General features: G+C 56.1%; 19 protein-coding genes and 1 tRNA gene. 18 read left to right on the forward strand and 2 right to left on the reverse strand.

From position 1 onward, the window contains the following. The first annotated feature begins 1 nt into the window (after window position 1). From BDD14_RS28790 to BDD14_RS28815, 6 genes are all read left to right on the forward strand, one after another. Window positions 2-391, forward strand: coding sequence for a cupin domain-containing protein (locus BDD14_RS28790; protein ID WP_242618365.1), 390 nt, complete (start codon window positions 2-4; stop codon window positions 389-391). A 129-nt stretch (window positions 392-520) separates the two neighbouring features. Continuing rightward, entirely contained in the window at window positions 521-997 is a 477-nt protein-coding gene (locus tag BDD14_RS28795) for a MauE/DoxX family redox-associated membrane protein (RefSeq protein WP_242618360.1), read from the forward strand. Next, a complete protein-coding gene (locus BDD14_RS28800; protein WP_130424642.1) occupies window positions 994-1434 on the forward strand; it encodes a DoxX family protein in 441 nt (146 codons plus the stop codon). The genes BDD14_RS28795 and BDD14_RS28800 overlap by 4 nt, the downstream gene beginning before the upstream one ends. Before the next feature lie 91 nt (window positions 1435-1525). Continuing rightward, window positions 1526-2842: a TolC family protein gene (locus BDD14_RS28805; RefSeq protein WP_165420379.1), complete on the forward strand. Its 1317-nt coding sequence runs from the start codon at window positions 1526-1528 to the stop codon at window positions 2840-2842. Between the two features lie 64 nt (window positions 2843-2906). Further along, on the forward strand, window positions 2907-4112 hold the full coding sequence (locus BDD14_RS28810; protein WP_165420380.1) for an HlyD family secretion protein: 1206 nt from the start codon (window positions 2907-2909) through the stop codon (window positions 4110-4112). Continuing rightward, window positions 4102-5808 (forward strand): MFS transporter, encoded by a 1707-nt coding sequence (locus tag BDD14_RS28815; protein WP_165420381.1) that lies wholly within the window; start codon window positions 4102-4104, stop codon window positions 5806-5808. The genes BDD14_RS28810 and BDD14_RS28815 overlap by 11 nt, the downstream gene beginning before the upstream one ends. A 168-nt stretch (window positions 5809-5976) precedes the next feature. Here the strand turns inward: BDD14_RS28815 and BDD14_RS32155 are convergent. After that, window positions 5977-6095, reverse strand: a tRNA-Ser gene (locus tag BDD14_RS32155). A gap of 452 nt (window positions 6096-6547) precedes the next feature. On the opposite strand from BDD14_RS32155, the gene BDD14_RS28820 reads away from it, so the two are divergent. From BDD14_RS28820 to BDD14_RS28845, 6 genes are all read left to right on the forward strand, one after another. Further along, complete coding sequence (locus BDD14_RS28820) at window positions 6548-7657, forward strand: tyrosine-type recombinase/integrase (protein WP_165420382.1); 1110 nt, start codon at window positions 6548-6550, stop codon at window positions 7655-7657. A gap of 92 nt (window positions 7658-7749) precedes the next feature. Beyond that, on the forward strand, window positions 7750-7983 hold the full coding sequence (locus BDD14_RS32660; RefSeq protein WP_207231822.1) for a helix-turn-helix transcriptional regulator: 234 nt from the start codon (window positions 7750-7752) through the stop codon (window positions 7981-7983). A 190-nt stretch (window positions 7984-8173) separates the two neighbouring features. Further along, entirely contained in the window at window positions 8174-8455 is a 282-nt protein-coding gene (locus BDD14_RS28830; protein ID WP_130422210.1) for a hypothetical protein, read from the forward strand. After that, window positions 8448-9368: an AAA family ATPase gene (locus tag BDD14_RS28835; protein WP_130422212.1), complete on the forward strand. Its 921-nt coding sequence runs from the start codon at window positions 8448-8450 to the stop codon at window positions 9366-9368. The genes BDD14_RS28830 and BDD14_RS28835 overlap by 8 nt, the downstream gene beginning before the upstream one ends. Further along, window positions 9365-9850, forward strand: a complete 486-nt coding sequence (locus BDD14_RS28840) for a lytic transglycosylase domain-containing protein (RefSeq protein ID WP_130424652.1) — start codon at window positions 9365-9367, stop codon at window positions 9848-9850. The genes BDD14_RS28835 and BDD14_RS28840 overlap by 4 nt, the downstream gene beginning before the upstream one ends. Continuing rightward, a complete protein-coding gene (locus BDD14_RS28845; protein WP_130422216.1) occupies window positions 9847-10401 on the forward strand; it encodes a hypothetical protein in 555 nt (184 codons plus the stop codon). The genes BDD14_RS28840 and BDD14_RS28845 overlap by 4 nt, the downstream gene beginning before the upstream one ends. Window positions 10402-10730: 329 nt before the next feature. Here the strand turns inward: BDD14_RS28845 and BDD14_RS32160 are convergent, their stop codons facing one another. Further along, entirely contained in the window at window positions 10731-10898 is a 168-nt protein-coding gene (locus tag BDD14_RS32160) for a hypothetical protein (protein ID WP_165420231.1), read from the reverse strand. 1036 nt (window positions 10899-11934) lie between these two features. On the opposite strand from BDD14_RS32160, the gene BDD14_RS28850 reads away from it, so the two are divergent. The 6 genes from BDD14_RS28850 to BDD14_RS28875 are packed head-to-tail and all read left to right on the forward strand — an operon-like array spanning window position 11935 to window position 16791. After that, window positions 11935-12333, forward strand: coding sequence for a hypothetical protein (locus BDD14_RS28850; RefSeq protein WP_130424654.1), 399 nt, complete (start codon window positions 11935-11937; stop codon window positions 12331-12333). A 9-nt stretch (window positions 12334-12342) separates the two neighbouring features. Continuing rightward, entirely contained in the window at window positions 12343-12792 is a 450-nt protein-coding gene (locus BDD14_RS28855; protein ID WP_130424656.1) for a hypothetical protein, read from the forward strand. Between the two features lie 10 nt (window positions 12793-12802). Further along, window positions 12803-13144, forward strand: coding sequence for a hypothetical protein (locus BDD14_RS28860; protein ID WP_130424658.1), 342 nt, complete (start codon window positions 12803-12805; stop codon window positions 13142-13144). Window positions 13145-13148: 4 nt separating this feature from the next. Then, window positions 13149-13352, forward strand: coding sequence for a hypothetical protein (locus BDD14_RS28865; RefSeq protein ID WP_130424660.1), 204 nt, complete (start codon window positions 13149-13151; stop codon window positions 13350-13352). Then, entirely contained in the window at window positions 13343-15994 is a 2652-nt protein-coding gene (locus BDD14_RS28870) for a TraG/VirB4 family ATPase (RefSeq protein WP_130424662.1), read from the forward strand. The genes BDD14_RS28865 and BDD14_RS28870 overlap by 10 nt, the downstream gene beginning before the upstream one ends. Then, window positions 15991-16791: a hypothetical protein gene (locus BDD14_RS28875; RefSeq protein WP_130424664.1), complete on the forward strand. Its 801-nt coding sequence runs from the start codon at window positions 15991-15993 to the stop codon at window positions 16789-16791. Before BDD14_RS28870 ends, BDD14_RS28875 begins: the two co-directional genes overlap by 4 nt. Window positions 16792-16898 lie beyond the last annotated feature (107 nt).

The following is a 16898-nucleotide window of genomic DNA, read 5'->3' on the forward strand; positions in this document are numbered from 1 at the left end:
CATCAAAGTGATCAAACTCATACTCATGTTTTCAATTCTTCTGACCGGAACACTGGTGGCTCAAGAAGCAAAGGTAACGCCGCTTCTGTCGAAGGACCTGACAGGAATTCCTGGCAAGGAAGGCCTGATGATTACGGTCGACTACGCACCAGGAGCTACGGACGCGATCCACCGTCACAATGCCCATGTCTTCGTCTACGTTCTTGACGGGTCGGTTGTGATGCAAGTCAGAGGTGGCAGGGAAGTGACGCTTGTCCCAGGCCAAACCTTCTACGAGAGTCCACAGGACGTACACGTCGTAGGTCGCAACGCCAGTAAGACGGAACCCGCGAAGTTCCTTGTTTTCTTTGTGAAGGATAAGGGGGCTCCGTCTCTTATCCCCGCTAAATAGACGTCCGCAACTCAACGAGAATACAAGCAACTTCTCAATGTTCATCGCGGCGTCAGGCCTAAGACGCGATGAACTACTTACCAGCGGCACTTAGAGGCAAGTGTTTGCTTGAAAGGAAGCCTCTTCTCGATGGATGTGGAGCTCGGAATGGACGGAAACTGGAAACTCCTTGATCTGAGTGCGCTTGCTCTAAGACTGGCGCTCGCGACATCATTTCTGTCGGCCGTCGCCGATCGTTTTGGAATATGGGGAAAGTCTGGAGAACCGCATGTGTCGTGGGGCGACTTTGCGCACTTTGTCGTCTATACGGAACGACTGACATCGATTGTGCCGCAGTCTCTGGGGCCCTCAATGGCCTGGATAGCAACTGTTGCTGAAATCGTACTTGCGTTGGCTCTCCTGGTGGGTTGGCAGACGCGCGCAGCGGCGTTTCTAAGCGGTTCGCTGCTGCTGCTTTTTGGGCTAGCGATGGCGTTCGCGCTCGGCATCAAAGCACCGCTCGACTTCTCCGTATTTTCCGCGGCGACAGGTGCTTTCCTTCTGTCCGGGCTAGATCGTTACAAACGTAGCCTCGACGATAGGAAATCGGAGGCAGGCAGTCGATGATCGAGAAAATGCTTCACACAGATCCAGACTACGCCTTGACCTTTCTCAGGATTATTGCTGGACTCATCATTTTTCCATACGGCATGCAGAAACTCTTTGGATGGTTTGGAGGGCCAGGAATCGGCGGCACTCTGAAAGACCTGGATTCTCGCAGGATTCCGAGAAGCATTGCATGGCTGATCATCGTCGGACAGTCTTTTGGAAGCATTGCGCTAGTAGCGGGCTTTCTGGGCAGAATCTCGGCTGGTGGTCTGTTCATAATCTTTACGGGTGCGCTTATAGTGCATTTGCCCGATGGATGGGCAATGAATTGGTTTGGCGAAAAGAGAGGGGAAGGGATTGAGTATTTCGTAATGCTCCTCTCGCTGCTCTTGATAGTCATCGTTAGAGGAAGCGGCGCCATGTCAATCGATCTTTGGCTAACACTTAGGAGTTAATGGGCAATCGGCTTCGAGAAAAGAGAAGGACGTGGGGCCTAAGGAGATTCATATGCGATACCGGCCGCTCTCTGAGTTATCTAGGAGACCTATGAGAGCTCTCGGCTGTCTGCTTCTGGGCTATCTGGGTCTGGCGATCGTATGCAATTGCGCGAGCGCCGAAACGGCAGCTGCCCGGCCGCTGAGCATGAAAGAGGCTGTACAACTGGCCATGCAGCAGAATCCACAACGCCTTATCGCGCGTTTGGCCGTGAACGAGCGACGCGAGGACAAGACCATTGCTCAATCAGCGCTTCTGCCCCAGGTCAACATGGTGGCCGGAGAGAGCGTGAATAGCTACAACAGTCAAAGCCGCGTTGGCGGACCCAATCCAGTGCGTATCGGCCCTTTTCAGGCGGTCGATGCGGGCGGGGAATTTTCCTTGAACGTGTTCAACATGCCACTGATACGCCGCTACCAGGCCAGCCGTGAGGACGTACATACCGCGACCTTTCTAGAAACGACGGAAAGGGAGCAAATTACGGCGCTGATCGTGGCGAGATATCTCGGAATCCTACGCGCGGCGGCCAATCGCGATGCCGCGGCATCACGAGTAGAACTGGCCCAAAGGCTCTATGATCAGGCGCTGCAATTGCAAAAAACAGGCGTCGGCACTGATATTGACACGCTGCGAGCACAGGTCGAACTGCAAAACGAGAAGCAGCGGCTCATTGATGCAACCACCGAGCGGAATACAGAAACCTATGCACTGGCGCAAACCCTGGCGCTTTCCGACGGGCAGGAGCCCGAGCTGACCGACGCCATGGAGTTCTATCACGTCCCGGATTTCGCGCTTGAGGACCTGATGCGACAAGCTCTCCAGGATAGGCCTGAGATGAAGGCTGTGCAGTCAGCCGAACGCGCAGCTTCCCTTCGCACGAAAGCCGCAGGCGAACAGCGATTGCCAAGTTTGCAGTTCTCCAGCTTGTACGACTATCAAGCAAGAAAGTTAGACAGTGGGCTCGGGGCTTATGCCTATTCCTTCTCTCTAGATATGCCATTGTGGACCAGCGGTCGAATCAGCGCCGAGCAGCAGCGGGCAAGGTTACAGCAGGAACAGATCAGTCAAAGCCGTCGCGACCTGGAGAATGCCATTGAACAGCAGGTCAAGACTGCTCTGGATCAGCTGAATGCTGCCAAACAATCTGTGGATGTGGCCGAACTCGGGTTGACGCTGGCTCGGCAGGAAGTTGAGCGAGCGAGAAGGCGCTTCGAGTCCGGTGTGGCCACGAATATTGAAGTCATCACGGCTCAGAGCGACCTCGCCCGTGCTGATGATAATCGTATCCAGGCTTTGTACCGCTTTAATCAAGCGCGGGCTGACCTGGCCAGGAGCAATGGGCATGCGGAGGACACTTATGGCCACTAATCCCGCTACGACAATGGAGCAACCCGCCCTCACCGCGATTGCCAGCCCTCCCGATGGACAGTCCGTGTGGAAGCACTGGAGGCTTCTCCTTGTTCTTTCCCTTGTTTGCGTGGGGTGTGTGGTCGCCACGTTTTTGTTTTTCTCGGGTCGCGTTTCAACCGACGATGCGCAAGTGGACAGCCACATCAGTTCAGTCTCATCGCGTATTTCGGGCCACATCGACCAAATCCAGGTGGATGACAATCAACAGGTCGCGGCAGGCGAATTACTGGCGCGGATTGATCCCCGCGATTACCAGGCGGAGGTCGACCAGGCCACGGCCGCCCTTGAGATGGCCATCGCTCAGGAGCGATCGGCCAACGTGACAGTGCGACTGACAGGTGACACAGTCCGCACCGGGATCGAGAGCGCTGTAGCCGCTGAGTCTGCCTCGGAGTCCGAGCTGGTGCGGTCGCAGAAGTCATTCGAGCAAACAGCAACTGCAACGCTTAATGCCGCCCAGGCTGCCATGGAGGCAAAGCGTGCCGTAAATGTCCGGGCCCAAGCGGACTTAGCGCGGTATCAGCCGTTGCTCGTTTCGGCAGACGTCTCAAAGATGCAGTTTGACGCAGTCCAGGCCTCGGCGCAAGTTGCCGCCAGCGAATTCGCGCTCGCTCAAGAAAAGCTCGCGGAAGCTCAAAAAGCGGTCGATATTGCCCGGGCGCAGACCGACGCCGCCGTGGCCCAGGTGATCAAGTCAAAAGCCATCGTTCGTCAGAGCGAAGCGCTGCGGCAACAAATCGGAGAGCGCGATGCGCAGCATAGATCGTCCGTGGCCGCGGTGGAACACGCTAAAGCCCAACTCGATCTCGCCAAGCTTCAATTGAGCTATTCGGAAATCCGCGCCCCCATCTCTGGCGTCGTGACCCAAAGAAGCGTGCAGCTAGGGGACCAAGTTGCGCCGGGTCAACTGCTGCTTACGATTGTGCCGCTTGATCAGATTTATGTAACGGCCAACTTCAAAGAAACCCAATTGGCCCATATGCACTCCGGACAACGCGCTGTGATAAGGGCCGACATGTACGGCGACCTGCGGTTTGAAGGAACCGTCAATTCAATTTCCGGCGCCGCAGGTTCGCGACAGGCCCTGCTCCCGCCCCAAAATGCGACGGGGAACTTTGTGAAAGTGGTGCAACGCATTCCGGTCAAGATCCTCGTGACGCGAAGCTCTCGCACGGATGCTTTGTTACGCCCTGGTACCAACGTCAAGGCCACCGTTTATGTCCACTGATGACCTGTCACAAACACTGAACCCCGCTATTGTCGCGGAAGGCGAACTGTTCGACAGCGGTATCCGGCGGACCCTGTCACGCCTCACCAAATTGCAGCGATGGATGATCGTCGTCGGCCTAGGCTTGGCAGTCGCTGTTGAAACGGGTACGACGATAGCCATCAACGTAATCCTGCCGGATATGAAAGGCAACGTTGCCGCCAGCCAGGACGAGATCGGTTGGGTTGTCACAGTGTATGGCGCGGCGTTTCTCTGTGTCGTGCCTCTCACCGCCTGGTTTGTGCGCCGGCTAGGAACCCGGAACTACCTGGTGTTGTCACTCCTGCTGTACGGTGGAGGTGCTCTCGGGTGCTGCCTAAGTGAAACCCTGCCGGCCCTTCTAACCGCGCGAGTAGTAATGGGAATTGGAGGAGGGGCGTTCCTTGTCCGGGCGATGAGTGCACTAACTCGCCTACACGCTCCCAAGGAACGCGGCCCGGCTCTATTAGTTTTCGCACTTATCGTCAACTCGTCGCGCGCCCTCATGCCGGTACTGTTTGGTGTCGTTGCGGACAACACCAGATGGAACCTTGCATTTCTCGCGATCGTTCCCCTGACATTGGTGGCCGCGGCGTTGCTCTATAAGGTCATCCCTCGCCGGCTCGAATTCGAGCCCGATCCTCCTCCGATCGACCTGGTTTCGACCGGCCTCATCGTAGCCGGCTTAACGGCATTTCAAGTGGCGATGAGCCGTGGGCAACAGGACATGTGGCTGCAGTCGCGTCTCATCTGTTCGATGATCCTGGTTGCGGCGGTCTGCCTGGCGCTTTTCGTTTGGCGGGACACTCGCCCGGACAACCCTAATCCCGTATTAAACCTCCGCCTACTTTACCGGGAGTCCGCCCTTTCCTCGGGCATCTTATTGGCCGTGATTTTCGGAGTGTTACTCTCAGCTAGCCTGTTCGTCCTCCCCCAATATCTTCGCGGGGTGCAGGATTACAACGCCACCCAGACCGCGCTCTTTTTTTGCGTAGACGCGATCGCAACGTTCGTCGGCCTCGCTTTCGGCGCAAAGTTCGCGCCGAAGCTCTCACCGCAAGTTGTCGTACTGCTAGGGCTCAGCATCTTTGCGATTGCGAATCATCTGCTGACTCTGCAGTTGACACCGGATACGCCGGCTTTGAATCTATATCTGATTGTCGTCCTGCATGGCGCGTCCCTGGGCATGCAGATACCAGCGGTGTCCGGCATGCTGCTCGGCAAGTCAAGCCCTCGCTATCTTCCCTTCGACATGGCCATCTACTACCATTCTCGTGGGGTGGGTAGCGTGTTGGGGGTGAGTGCAACCGTAGCAATGCTGGACATTCGCGAGAGTGTCCATTCCAGCCGTCTGCTGGACGTCGCGGGACGCCTCAATCCCGACATTCACAGATTGCAGGTGGGACTTGGGCACGCCCTGCACGCAAGAGGATTACCCGCGACTACAGCCAATCTTGGTTCCTACGAGATACTCCACGGGTTGGTTACCAGGCAAACCCTGACTCTTGCTTACATCGACATCTTCTGGTGCTTTCAGATCCTGGCATTGGCGGGGATTGTGCTGGTTCTGGTGCTCTGGCCAAATGCCAGGCGTGCCGCGTCCACAGTGGTCAGACGGGTGTTCGTTCTGGCCTTCAACGGCGTCCGGCGCTCTCCTGCAGTCGCGTCATCTCGATGAAGCGCGGTCACCCGATAATCAGGAATCTCTTTTTTAGCAGCCATTCTTGTGTTGCGGGAACAATATGGGAACATCTGTTGATTCAATCTTTTCAACTGCTTACAAGGAAGGAGAAAGAATAGTCTCGCAGAATTACTGCGATACGCTTCGCTAAATTATTGATTCTAATGGTGGCCAGAGACGGGATCGAACCGCCGACGCCGGCCTTTTCAGGGCTGGCTTCGATTTGTAGCGTCTTGTAGAAGCGATCCAAAAGCGATTGAAATGACTGTACCCATTTTTGTGCCCACGCTCTTTCAAAATCAGTCGCAATCAGGCGATATCTATAGCAATGAACAGTCGAGGCGTTGTTCTCTAGTTTGCTCTTGTATAGTGACTTACAGCAAACAATAGCAGGGGAAGGGGAAGGGAATTCGCTGGCTGTTAACCGAAGGGTTGTAGGTTCGAGTCCTACCTCAGGAGCCAATCAAATTAACAACTTAGCTTAGCGGAAGACAGCAAAACGTTGTGAAAATCGGCCAACGGTGGCCACTTTCACCGTCACGCTGTTTCAAAACGGATGCTACCCCATAGCAATCCAGCTCAGTTGCGACCCTCCTGCAGTACCGACTCCAGCCCCAGTCTCACTCCTGCCACCTTGGTTTGGCAGGCTCCTGAATTTGACCGAGTTTTGGCTTCGCCCGAATCTCCAGTCGCGCGCCGCAACACCGGCCCGCTTCACCGAGAACAGGAGCGCAGCATGGCAATTTATCAACGGGGAAAATTTCTTCGCTATCGATTTCGCTTCGCTGGAAAGCAGATCGACGAATCCACCAAGACCACATCCAAAACCATCGCGCGAGAGGCCGAAAGGCAACACCGGCGGGCCCTCGAAGCGGGATACAACAACTTCAAAGAACTTCGGGAAAACCGTGTGCGGGTTCTCCAGGAGATCATCGACGAATATCTGGTCGGCTACCGGCTTCGATACCGTTCGGCTACTTTTGCCGAGTATGCCCTGGGGCATGTGGCTCGTCTCCTCGGAACGAAGCTCGTCGGCGACATCACGGATTCCTCGGTGCTCCACTATCAGGAAGACCGGCTGCGCGAAAAGGCCTCCCCAAAGTCGATCAACGAAGAGGTCCGGTTTCTTCTCAAGATGCTCGGCGACCCGGGCGAACTGATTCGCGCGCAACTCAAGAAGAGCAAGCAGCTCAAGCTGACCGTTCACAAACGGATCGGCAAAGCCTTCGACAGCGAGGAGAGTGAACAGCTCACCGGGAAGGCCAGGAAGTCACGCAGTCCTCATATGTACCCGGCATTCATGCTGGCCCGCAACGGAGGTCTCCGGGACACCGAGATCAAGACCCTTACCTGGGGCCAGATCAACTTCGACAACCGGACGGTCAAGGTAGGAAGGGCAAAGAGCGAAGCCGGAGAAGGACGGGTCGTTCCTCTGAACATCGAAGTCTATGAGGCGCTCGTCGAACACCGCGGATGGTATCGCAAGAGATTCGGTGAAGTCAGAGAGGAGTGGTACATCTTCCCCTGGGGCAGGCCTATGCCTTCTGATCCCACGCGGCACATTACCTCGTTCAAGACCGCATGGAAGACCACGCGCAAGAACGCGAAGGTGACAGGCAGGTGGCACGATAACCGGCACACCCTCATCACGGAGCTTGCTGAAAGTGGCGCCGGCGACGAGACCATCATGGAGATCGCCGGGCACGTCGATCGTCAGATGCTTCGCCATTACAGCCATATCCGGATGAAAGCAAAGCGAGAGGCCCTGGAGGCGGTCGCAGTCAAACGTCGGAGCTCTTCCAGGCTGAGCGCCACGTCGCAACAGGACGCCTCTCCATCGCAATAGCGCACCTATGGGGCGATTTGACCGAGTTCTCATCTCAGGTTAAGTTCTCGGCCAAGTTGCCCCAGGGCCCGCTTAGAAAAGAGGAGGACATCATGGAAACGTTCTTGAACGAAACCCAGCTTTCAGAAATGCTCCAGGTCAGTTTGGCCTGCTTGAGACGGTGGCGGCTCCGCGGAGAAGGCCCAGAGTACGTGAAGGTGGGCCCACTTGTGCGGTATCGCCTTGAAGCAATCATGCGATGGGTGGATGGGTTGCCGACGGGCGGAAACGGTGGGCGACTGAAGCCTGTCGGCCCTCCCCGCAGCCGACTGCACCCGGTGGCGTGATTGCTCTCGTTCCTTCACCGGATCGCGAAGGTGCGAGGAACGTTGCCCTATCGAGACGGTGCGCAGATCCCCTTTTGCCGCTACCGGAGCAGTGGACCCGAGCGGAACTGGCGTTCATCTGCAATCGCAACGGGGAATTTGACCGAGTTTTGGAACCACCTCATGATGGCACCGCATCGAGGAGGTGCATGTGGGAAAGCGGACGACTTGGCTCGGTATTGCAATTTCAGTGACGGCGCTCGATGCGGCCGTGGTCACGTATTACGGCGGCTTGGTCTGGAGAGCATTCGCGGTAGTCATCTGGAGCAAGTTGCTGTTGCTCCTATTGGCTGCCGTATGGGCCACGACACTTCTGCACATCTGGGTTCACTCGTGTTCCCAACTGCGGCAGGCGAAGCGGGAACGTCGGGTAGTGGTGTCGATCCCGGTAAACGATCTTTTGTCTGAGCTGGCGGAGGAGATCGATGTTTGATTCGTTGACTGACCTTTCGAGCAAGCTATCAGCAACGGGCTACTTCATCGATCCCGTGATGGTCCAAGTCGTCTATCTTGCTGCAAAGCTCAGAAAACCGTTATTGCTCGAAGGACCTGCGGGATCGGGCAAAACGCAGCTCGCCCTCTCCGTGGCGGCTGCGGCTGAAACGCATGTGGAGCGCCTCCAGTGTTATCGCGGCGTCAGCGCGGACAAGGCCATTGGACGTTTCGATGAAGGTCTGCAACGTCTCTATATGGAGTTCTCCAAGAGCCAACACGAGAACTGGCAGGCCGTACAGGCGAGTCTGAAGGGACGCGACTTCTTTCGACCCGGTCCGCTGATGCGTGCTCTCGAGTGCGAACGGCCCTGTGTGCTCTTGATCGACGAACTCGACAAAGTGGATGACGGATTCGAAGCGATGCTGTTGGAGATTTTGTCCGCCTGGCAGCTCTCCATCCCAGAATTCGGAACGGTTGGAGCCAGGAGCATTCCATTCGTCGTTCTGACCAGCAACGAAGAGAGACGTCTCGGCGATCCGATCCGCAGGCGCAGTCTCTATGTACGCGTCGAACACCCGACGCCACAACGGGAATCGGAAATCATCGCGAGCCGCACGCCAAACGCCGATGCAGAGTTTCACCGCGAGATGGCTGGCATTGCGCTCTCGTTTCGCAATTATTCGCTCGAAAAACCGCCATCCGTGTCGGAGATGATCGACTTTGCCAATGCCCTACAGTTGCTTGGCGCCGAACATGTGACCGAAGAGCACCGGGACGTCCTGCTGCCGTTCCTGGCTAAGACTGATAAAGACCGTCGCCACCTGCTCCTCCGCGAGGGTTTCAAAAGCCTCCTCGATGACGGTGCTCGCTTCGCCCAAAAGATGGCGCTTGAAGGAGAGCCACGAACATGAAATGGATGCTTCCTTTGCTGCTGTTCCTCCTACTGCCCAACGATTCCAAGGCCGATGTCCCTTCCCCTTTGGCCGAACGATGTGTCCAGCATTATGCGGCTCACTATAGGGTGCCACCTGAGTTGATCGCAGCTTTGATCGACGTCGAATCGCGCTGGAATCCTCGCGCACTGTCGAACAAGGGAGCAATGGGATTGATGCAACTGATGCCCGATACAGCTCGGCGCTACGGTGCTGTCGAGCCTTTCGATGTCGAGCAGAACATCGCGGCCGGCACCCGCTATGTGACCACATTGATGTGGGAGTTCCGAGGTGATCTTCGCCTGGTAGCTGCGGCGTACTACGCGGGTGATCGTTGGATAGGACAAAAGCAACTCAACTACTGCAACCCCGATGTCATTGCTTATGTTGAGGCGGTTCGACGGCAGTACGTGATGCGAAAACAAGCGGCCCCAAGACCATCAAGGAGAGAAACAAGATGAAACTTCGTTGGCTCATTCCCATTGCAGTATTGCTGCCGCTCCGACTCGGAGCTACCGGACCAGCCGTAAGCTCACGTGTTGCCACGATCACGATCAATCTAAATCAGGTGACGGCACTCCATCTCCGACCTGAGTTCGAGTCGACGATTCGCATGCCCGAGGAGATCACTTCTGTCATCCTCGGAAGTCCGAGTTCCTTCAAAGCCGAACACAACGAGGGCGAGCCGCAGTATGTCTACGTCAAACCCATCACAAAAGATCCTGTGCAGTCCAACCTTCTCATCGCAACGAAGTCCGGTCAGCATGTGACGCTGGAGCTTATTAGCGACGGGGCCAGTGCTAACAACGCCAACCAGCCGGTTGACTTTCTGATCGAGTATCGTGTCTCGCGAAGCTTTCTGATCGTCTCCGATGCGACCGTCCCGGTAATGCCGAAGACCGCTGAGAAGCCGGATTCCTCGGGTGCGTCGCCACCCCACTCTCCTTCTGTAGTTCCTTCAGCCATCGATCAAGAGTTTGAGCAACAAACCAAACTCAATGCTCCCAAGTAGAACAAGTGGGACGGAAAACAGATCGAGACCTCGATCGGCGACATTCGTCAATGGAGCAACGAGACGGTCGTCTCTTACTCGGTCTACAACAGCTCGGACCAGCCGGTTGAGATCGTCGCTCCACAGATCCAAATCACCGGCCGCAAGACGGAGAAGAAGAAGAAGAAAGAAGGCAAGGGCATCCTCTCCGATCAACTCGAAATCCGCGACTACAAACTCAGCGTGACAAGGCTAGAGCCTGGCGGACGCGCAGACGGTGTGGTCGTGTTCGACCGCCCAAATTTCAAGCAATCGACGGAGAAGTTGTTCCTGCAACTTGCCCAGGCAGATCAGGTCGATCGCCCGATCTTGATCCGTCTTCCATTCACCCCACCCATCGCGGCAGAACGCCCGTAGAGAGGATCGTGCAGAATATGAGCGTCCATGACAACAACAGCAACGGCAGCCGGAGTGTACCCGTCCAGATCGATGAGTCTCCCGACCGAATCGGTGCACAATCTCCTCCGGCGCCGGGACCGAACGAGCCTGAGCCCACTGAGGAGGCCCTAACTCGAGGAACTGGCCATTTTGCGACGCGCGCGGGCATCAACGGGACTCCAGGCATTGGCAAGAACAAGCTCATTCTTCTTGGAGGAGGTCTGGCTGTCGCGGTACTGTTTTTTGTCTTTACCGCGATCGTCGGAAGGTCCCCGAAGAGACAGACCACTGCGAAACCGAATGGCTCGCAGGCAAGTCTTTCGGGGCCGACGCAGCCTAAAGGCAGCGTAACGCCCGTGATGGAAACCGTTCACACTCCAGCTCCCGATAATTCCAGCGGGCAGCTTGGACCGGGAGATATACGACGCACCCGCTCCTCGGACGGCAAAGCCGCAGCTGCGGCAAGCTCTCAGTTTTCGCGGAAGCCTATGGCGGCGAAACCGGCAGCGGCTTCGTCTTTGGGAGGTGTTCCATCCTTCGCTGATACACAACAGAAATGGGAGGAACCTCAGCCTTACGGAGAACCTGCGTCGAGTCCCGCTATCCAGACGCAGCAGCAAAACGCGCTGAAGGAAGCTTCTCTGATCTTTGTTCGCAGTCCGACTCAGAGTCAGTCATCGACGACGCCAAGGCTCAACAGTGATGACGACGATGCGCCAGTATTAGAGATGACACCCGGCATGAGGATACAGGCGAAGCTTGAAACCCAAATCTCGAGTGCTGTCCAGGAACCGGTCGTGGCTGTTGTGGAGTACACATACGCCATTGGAGACAGAATCGTGGTTCCTGCTGGCGCCCGTATCTATGGCAAGCTCGTACCGGCTGATCGAAGCGGGCTTGTCAGCGTGGAGTTTGACGAGATTCGATTGCTGGATGGGAACCGCGATGAGAAGCGAGAAAAGATCGACGCGATAGGACTCGGCCTCGATCTTGGTCCCATCAAAGGAAACGTCTCTGGGAAAAACACCGGCAAGAACTTCTTGGTGCGGGCTGCATCAGGAAGGCATCACCGTTCCTTCGGGGAGCGGATCGGTTGGAACCAGCTGGCTCGCAAGTATGGAGACGGTATTCAAAGCGTTCGTCAATCAGATCGTAGTGGCCAAGCTGGTTCCGGTTCTTGCCGCTTACTTCGTTCTGAAAGCAACCCTAGATGGAGGGGCTGGCGAAAATCCGCTCCCGTCCATCATCGCCGCACTTTTCCTGATGTCGCTCTCTGCCACCATGCAACTCATGCGGGGCTGGAACTCGGGAGGCCAATACGCAACCACGGACATGCTCACGTCACTGTGGAACTACATCGTTGGACAGATCATGCCAGCGGCAGCAGGCCTCGCGTGTGTTGGTGCTGTGATCAACTTCGTCCGGCATAGGCCGTGGACTCGGTTGGTCTTTGCCGCAATTTCATTCCTGAGCGTGAGTGGATTGCTCACACTCTTCCAGGCCATGGCGGCTTAGGAGAAAACGATGAGTCTGAATGGCGCAATCAGGAACCTCGCCTCCTGGGCCGGGAACACCATCATGCCAACGATGGCCGGGATGTTTTTCGCCGGTGCTGTCTACCGCTACAGCAAGAGCGCTCCTTTCGAGAACCTCCTCTACGGCGGTTTCGCTTCGCTTATGTGTTCTGGCATGCTTCGCGCGCTCGAGGGCTTTGTTCAAAACGCTGGCCCCATTAGTCCCGATGGCTTCTGGATGGCGACGATGAGTCTCGTCAATTGGACGGCCAACGTGATCCTGCCCATGTTTGCGCTCACTCAACTCGCGGCGATGGCACTCCATATGGGTGGCGTGGTCTCTGAAATCTATCCAGGCTCGACCTGGATTCGCAAGTTCATCGCGGCTGTGGCCGCGTTGATGGTCTCGGGCATGGTGCGCTTCGCCGAATCGATGGTGACGAAGGCACACGGACTTTGAGGAGAATGCCATGAGTTTGAATATGACGTCTGTTCACCGCAACCTCCATACCAAGGTCACGTTTCTTGGCCTTGAGTTTGAGGATCTGATCTTGGTACTCGCATTGGCAGCTCTCATGAACTTGCTTGCTCACTTCGCCGGAAACAACGCTCGCTTCCTGGGAATGCCGCTCAACATATTCATGGAGTTCGTCGTGCCAGTGCTGGCGGTTCCGTTTTTGATCCTGTTCAAGTACGGGCGCCCGCGGGGGTATCTGACCGATCTTGTGCGGTCATTCTTCTCCCCTCGCGCGTGGTGCGCACTTGAGCGAGATTCGCAACAGGGGGAAGCTTACGTCGTCGAGGAGGAGTAACCGTATGCAGGCTTCGATCAAGACAGAGGCGGATGGAATGGTGAATTGGCGGCTCGATCCAGAGGCAGCTCAGGCTGTCTTCGCCAGTGTGATCTTCGCATCGCGCTTCCACGAAGGGATTGCACCTCTCGCCGTGATGGCGGCAGAGAGATTACATGGCGATGGGGAGTTGCGCGTGTACGGAAGGAGGAAAGAACTATGCCAATGACTCACGCAGAACACGAAAAGAAATTGAAGTCGTCTGCCGTGTGTGAACTGTTGCCTCTGCGAGACCTTCCAAACGGCGATAACGTGATGGTGCGCACCAATGGAGCGTTCGTCGCCGGCTATGAACTGCGGGGTATCCTGGCCTACTTCGCAACCGATACTGACCGAAACCAGACCAAGTCGATGCTGGAAGCGCTATTCCGCAGCGTGCCCGACGTCAGCATGCGCTTGCAATTCCGCTATGAAATATCGGAGCACCTTGGAGATCTGTTGGATAGCTATGTCCAGCAACATCGCAGCGAGCAATCGGAGGTCACGGCACTCGATGCTCACAGGCTCAGGATGTGGATGGAAAAAGAACATAACGGTTTCTTCTTTGAGAACCGTCTCCATGTGTATTTCATCTGGGATCCTCGCATTCACGCCAAGCTGTATCACTCGATGCAACAGAATCGAAAGCTTGGCGGTTTTACGGTGAGCCAGAAGAAAGCAATTCAGCGGACACGCAAGGAGCATGAGACATACCTTGCGGAGTTCGAATCCATTCTCCGGGGTATCGAGGGGTCGATGGAGGGGGCCAATCTCGGTCCCCGGAGACTTTCGACGCAAGACCTATTCGAGGAGCTCAAACATTCACAACATCCGACCCGGCGTGATCGCCGTTCCTTTGTACCTGGTGAGGAGATGCTCGAATATCGCAGCGCGCGAGAACAGGCTACGCAGGCAAGCATCCTGAACGAGACAGAGACATACCTGAACATCGATGGGTACCTCTACTCCGTCATCAGCCTCAAGGAACTCCCGGACGCAACGTTCCCCGGAATGCTCCAGAACTTCTCGACACTTGGGTTTCCAGTGGTCATCACCGGGCAGGTAGTCATTCCCGATCAGGTGAAGGTGCTCAAGAGTTACAAGAAGCGACTCCAGAAGATGACGGCGGCGCAGAAAGACGCGAACGGCAACTTCAAATCCAACCCCGAAGCCGAAGTGGCACAGGCACAACTTATTCAAGTGCAACGCGAGATCATCTCGTCTTCTCTGAAGACTGCGAAGTTGAGTCTCTCCGTTGTGGTCCGCACCTCTCAGCCGGCTGTGACATTTGCTGACCTCGAACGAAGCGAGCGTGACCTCGCCAATCGCACTCAAGAAGTTCTGAATGCATTCACGCATATGAACGGCTCGAAGGCTGTGATGGAGACGATCGCCAAGCGGCGCATCTTCCTCGGTACATTGCCGGGAATGTCCGAGGCGGATAAGCGTGATCAGGACATGTTGACGTCGAACGTTGCGGATCTGGTGCCGGTGGAGATGCCCTGGACCGGCACCCGCAGGAGTCCCCTCATCCTATTCGAAACACCCTACCGCCAGCTCATCCCCTTCTCGATGTTCGATCCTGACCTCTCCGACGCGAATGGCTTACTCATGGCGAAGAGCGGAGGAGGCAAGACGCTCGCAGCGCAACAGATGCTATTAATGGCTGCTCGCGCGAATCCCTTGATCTCCATTCTCGAACGTGGCGACTCCTACCAGCCCCTCGTCGAGTTGATGGGTGGCGAGATGATTGAGATGTCGCTCGATAGCAACCAAACCATCAATCCCTGGGATCTACCACAGGGAGAGACCAAGCCTTCCAATGATCAGATCTCATTCCTGAAGAATCTGACGCGGCACATGCTGGGTGAGAACACTCCTCCGGACCTCGACATCGATCTTCTCGACAGCGTTCTTCTCGAGGCAATCGCCTCCACCTACAAACGCTGCGGCGCGAAGACGTCCAACCCTGTTCCGTTGTATGGGGACCTGGCCGCAGAACTTGCTCACTGGCAGGATCGCGACCGCAATCAGAAGATCAACGCGATGGCCCAAATGGCATCGACCAAACTTCGCGCGTGGGTTGATGATGGACCCTACGCGCGTCTCTCTGACCGACCAACCACTGTCAAACTGGACAACCCGTGGCTCTACTTCAATGTGGAGAAGCTTAAGGACGATCCCCGCCTGGAACGAGCGATGAGCCTTCTCATCGCTCATACGGCGACTTACCGAGCTTCAGGGTTGAGCGGTCGGCCAAGCATCGTTCTACTCGATGAGTGCTGGGCTCTCCTTGAATCACCAATTCTTGCCAGTGTCGTCGTCCAGCTTTTCCGGACAGCCCGGAAGCGCAATGCAAGTGTCTGGGGTATCAGCCAGACGCCAGAGGATTTTGTCGGCACGTCCAATCGGCCCAATGAGCACGGTGCCGGCATTGTCAAAAACGCCACGACGAAGATCATCGGAAAGCAGCCGGGTGATATGACCGCGCTGCGAGAGCACGTCCACCTGAACGAAACAGCGCTCAACCAGATCAAGACCTTTGCCCACCACCCCAAGAAGGGCCACAGCGCGGAGTTCCTCATCGCGATAGGAGAAAAGGCTGAATCTACCCATTCGATTCGGATTGTTCCGAGCGCGGTGGATTACTGGATTACTACCACCTATGCACGGGAACGCGGCTACCGCAAGTGGTGGCTGCACAAGCACCGGCAATTGCCATTAATCGAAGCCTATGAACGGCTAGCAGAGCAGTATCCGCGAGGACTCGCGGAGATCGGACCTCTTTCAGTGGAGTTGTCCGGTGAAATGCAGGAGGCATTGGCGCAATGAACGTAGAAACGAAATCAAGTGAGCAGCTTCTGAATGACGTCCCTTCTATCGGGAGCGAACCGGCCCAAAGGCTTGCCTCTCGGTCCCGATGGAAAAAGCGGTTGGGAATCGCGGCCCTGACCTTGGCGGCCTCGGTTGCACTGCCAACCCTAGGACACGCGCAGTTCCTGACCGTCTTCGACTCTATTTTCAGCTCTATTCAGAGCGACATCGGCAGTTCCTTGAGCTCTGTCAACCAGATCATGCAGCAGGTCACAAAGCTTTACCAGACGACAGTCGCGCCTCTGGCTGCTCTCAATCAAGCTCGCGGATTTGTTGCCAATTCGATCTCTAGCTTTCGTAACTCAATGAACCAGACATTCAACACACCGTTCACGAGTGCGGTTACGCCCGGTGCGCAACAGTTCGAGTCCATTTTGCATAGTCGGCTGTCCACCCAGATCCCTTCACTTCAGACGAGCTTCACCACGAACTACGGGACGATTCCCCAGGCTAATACTGCATTGCCGCAGGATCGCGTGATGATGGACATGGACGATGCTTTAGGTCAACAGAATTTGAAGACCACGCTTATCGCGGATCAAGGTGAAGATCTCATCCTGCAGACCGCAAACCAGATGGAAAACCAGGTTGCGGTGAGCACGCCGGGCTCGAATCCATACCTCACTGCACAGGCACAAGTCGCGAACCTCCGTTGCCAGGCCTACATGCAGATGATGATTGCGGCAGAGCTGCGCCAGGATGCCGGCCGTATCGCTCACGGACAATGTTCTCGTGAATGCGCAGAACCACTATGACCGGTGCATTGAACAGCATCATCACTGGGCGCTGACCAGATAAGGAGAGCCGCCATGACAGACCCAAAGAGAAGTCCCGAAAAGTTCGCAGGCCATTCTTCTGGTGG

Origin of the sequence: Edaphobacter modestus (genome assembly GCF_004217555.1) — a bacterium.
Classification (GTDB): Bacteria; Acidobacteriota; Terriglobia; order Terriglobales; family Acidobacteriaceae; genus Edaphobacter; species Edaphobacter modestus.

Bases quoted from the DNA above. Each gene is read 5' to 3' on its own strand.
- BDD14_RS28865 (WP_130424660.1), top strand. From the start codon at position 13,149: ATGCAGGCTTCGATCAAGACAGAGGCGGATGGAATGGTGAATTGGCGG.
- BDD14_RS28820 (WP_165420382.1), top strand. From the start codon at position 6,548: ATGGCAATTTATCAACGGGGAAAATTTCTTCGCTATCGATTTCGCTTC.
- BDD14_RS28805 (WP_165420379.1), top strand. From the start codon at position 1,526: ATGAGAGCTCTCGGCTGTCTGCTTCTGGGCTATCTGGGTCTGGCGATC.
- BDD14_RS28850 (WP_130424654.1), top strand. From the start codon at position 11,935: ATGGAGACGGTATTCAAAGCGTTCGTCAATCAGATCGTAGTGGCCAAG.
- BDD14_RS28855 (WP_130424656.1), top strand. From the start codon at position 12,343: ATGAGTCTGAATGGCGCAATCAGGAACCTCGCCTCCTGGGCCGGGAAC.
- BDD14_RS28845 (WP_130422216.1), top strand. From the start codon at position 9,847: ATGAAACTTCGTTGGCTCATTCCCATTGCAGTATTGCTGCCGCTCCGA.
- BDD14_RS28835 (WP_130422212.1), top strand. From the start codon at position 8,448: ATGTTTGATTCGTTGACTGACCTTTCGAGCAAGCTATCAGCAACGGGC.
- BDD14_RS28795 (WP_242618360.1), top strand. From the start codon at position 521: ATGGATGTGGAGCTCGGAATGGACGGAAACTGGAAACTCCTTGATCTG.
- BDD14_RS28870 (WP_130424662.1), top strand. From the start codon at position 13,343: ATGCCAATGACTCACGCAGAACACGAAAAGAAATTGAAGTCGTCTGCC.
- BDD14_RS28875 (WP_130424664.1), top strand. From the start codon at position 15,991: ATGAACGTAGAAACGAAATCAAGTGAGCAGCTTCTGAATGACGTCCCT.
- BDD14_RS28860 (WP_130424658.1), top strand. From the start codon at position 12,803: ATGAGTTTGAATATGACGTCTGTTCACCGCAACCTCCATACCAAGGTC.
- BDD14_RS28800 (WP_130424642.1), top strand. From the start codon at position 994: ATGATCGAGAAAATGCTTCACACAGATCCAGACTACGCCTTGACCTTT.
- BDD14_RS28815 (WP_165420381.1), top strand. From the start codon at position 4,102: ATGTCCACTGATGACCTGTCACAAACACTGAACCCCGCTATTGTCGCG.
- BDD14_RS28840 (WP_130424652.1), top strand. From the start codon at position 9,365: ATGAAATGGATGCTTCCTTTGCTGCTGTTCCTCCTACTGCCCAACGAT.
- BDD14_RS32660 (WP_207231822.1), top strand. From the start codon at position 7,750: ATGGAAACGTTCTTGAACGAAACCCAGCTTTCAGAAATGCTCCAGGTC.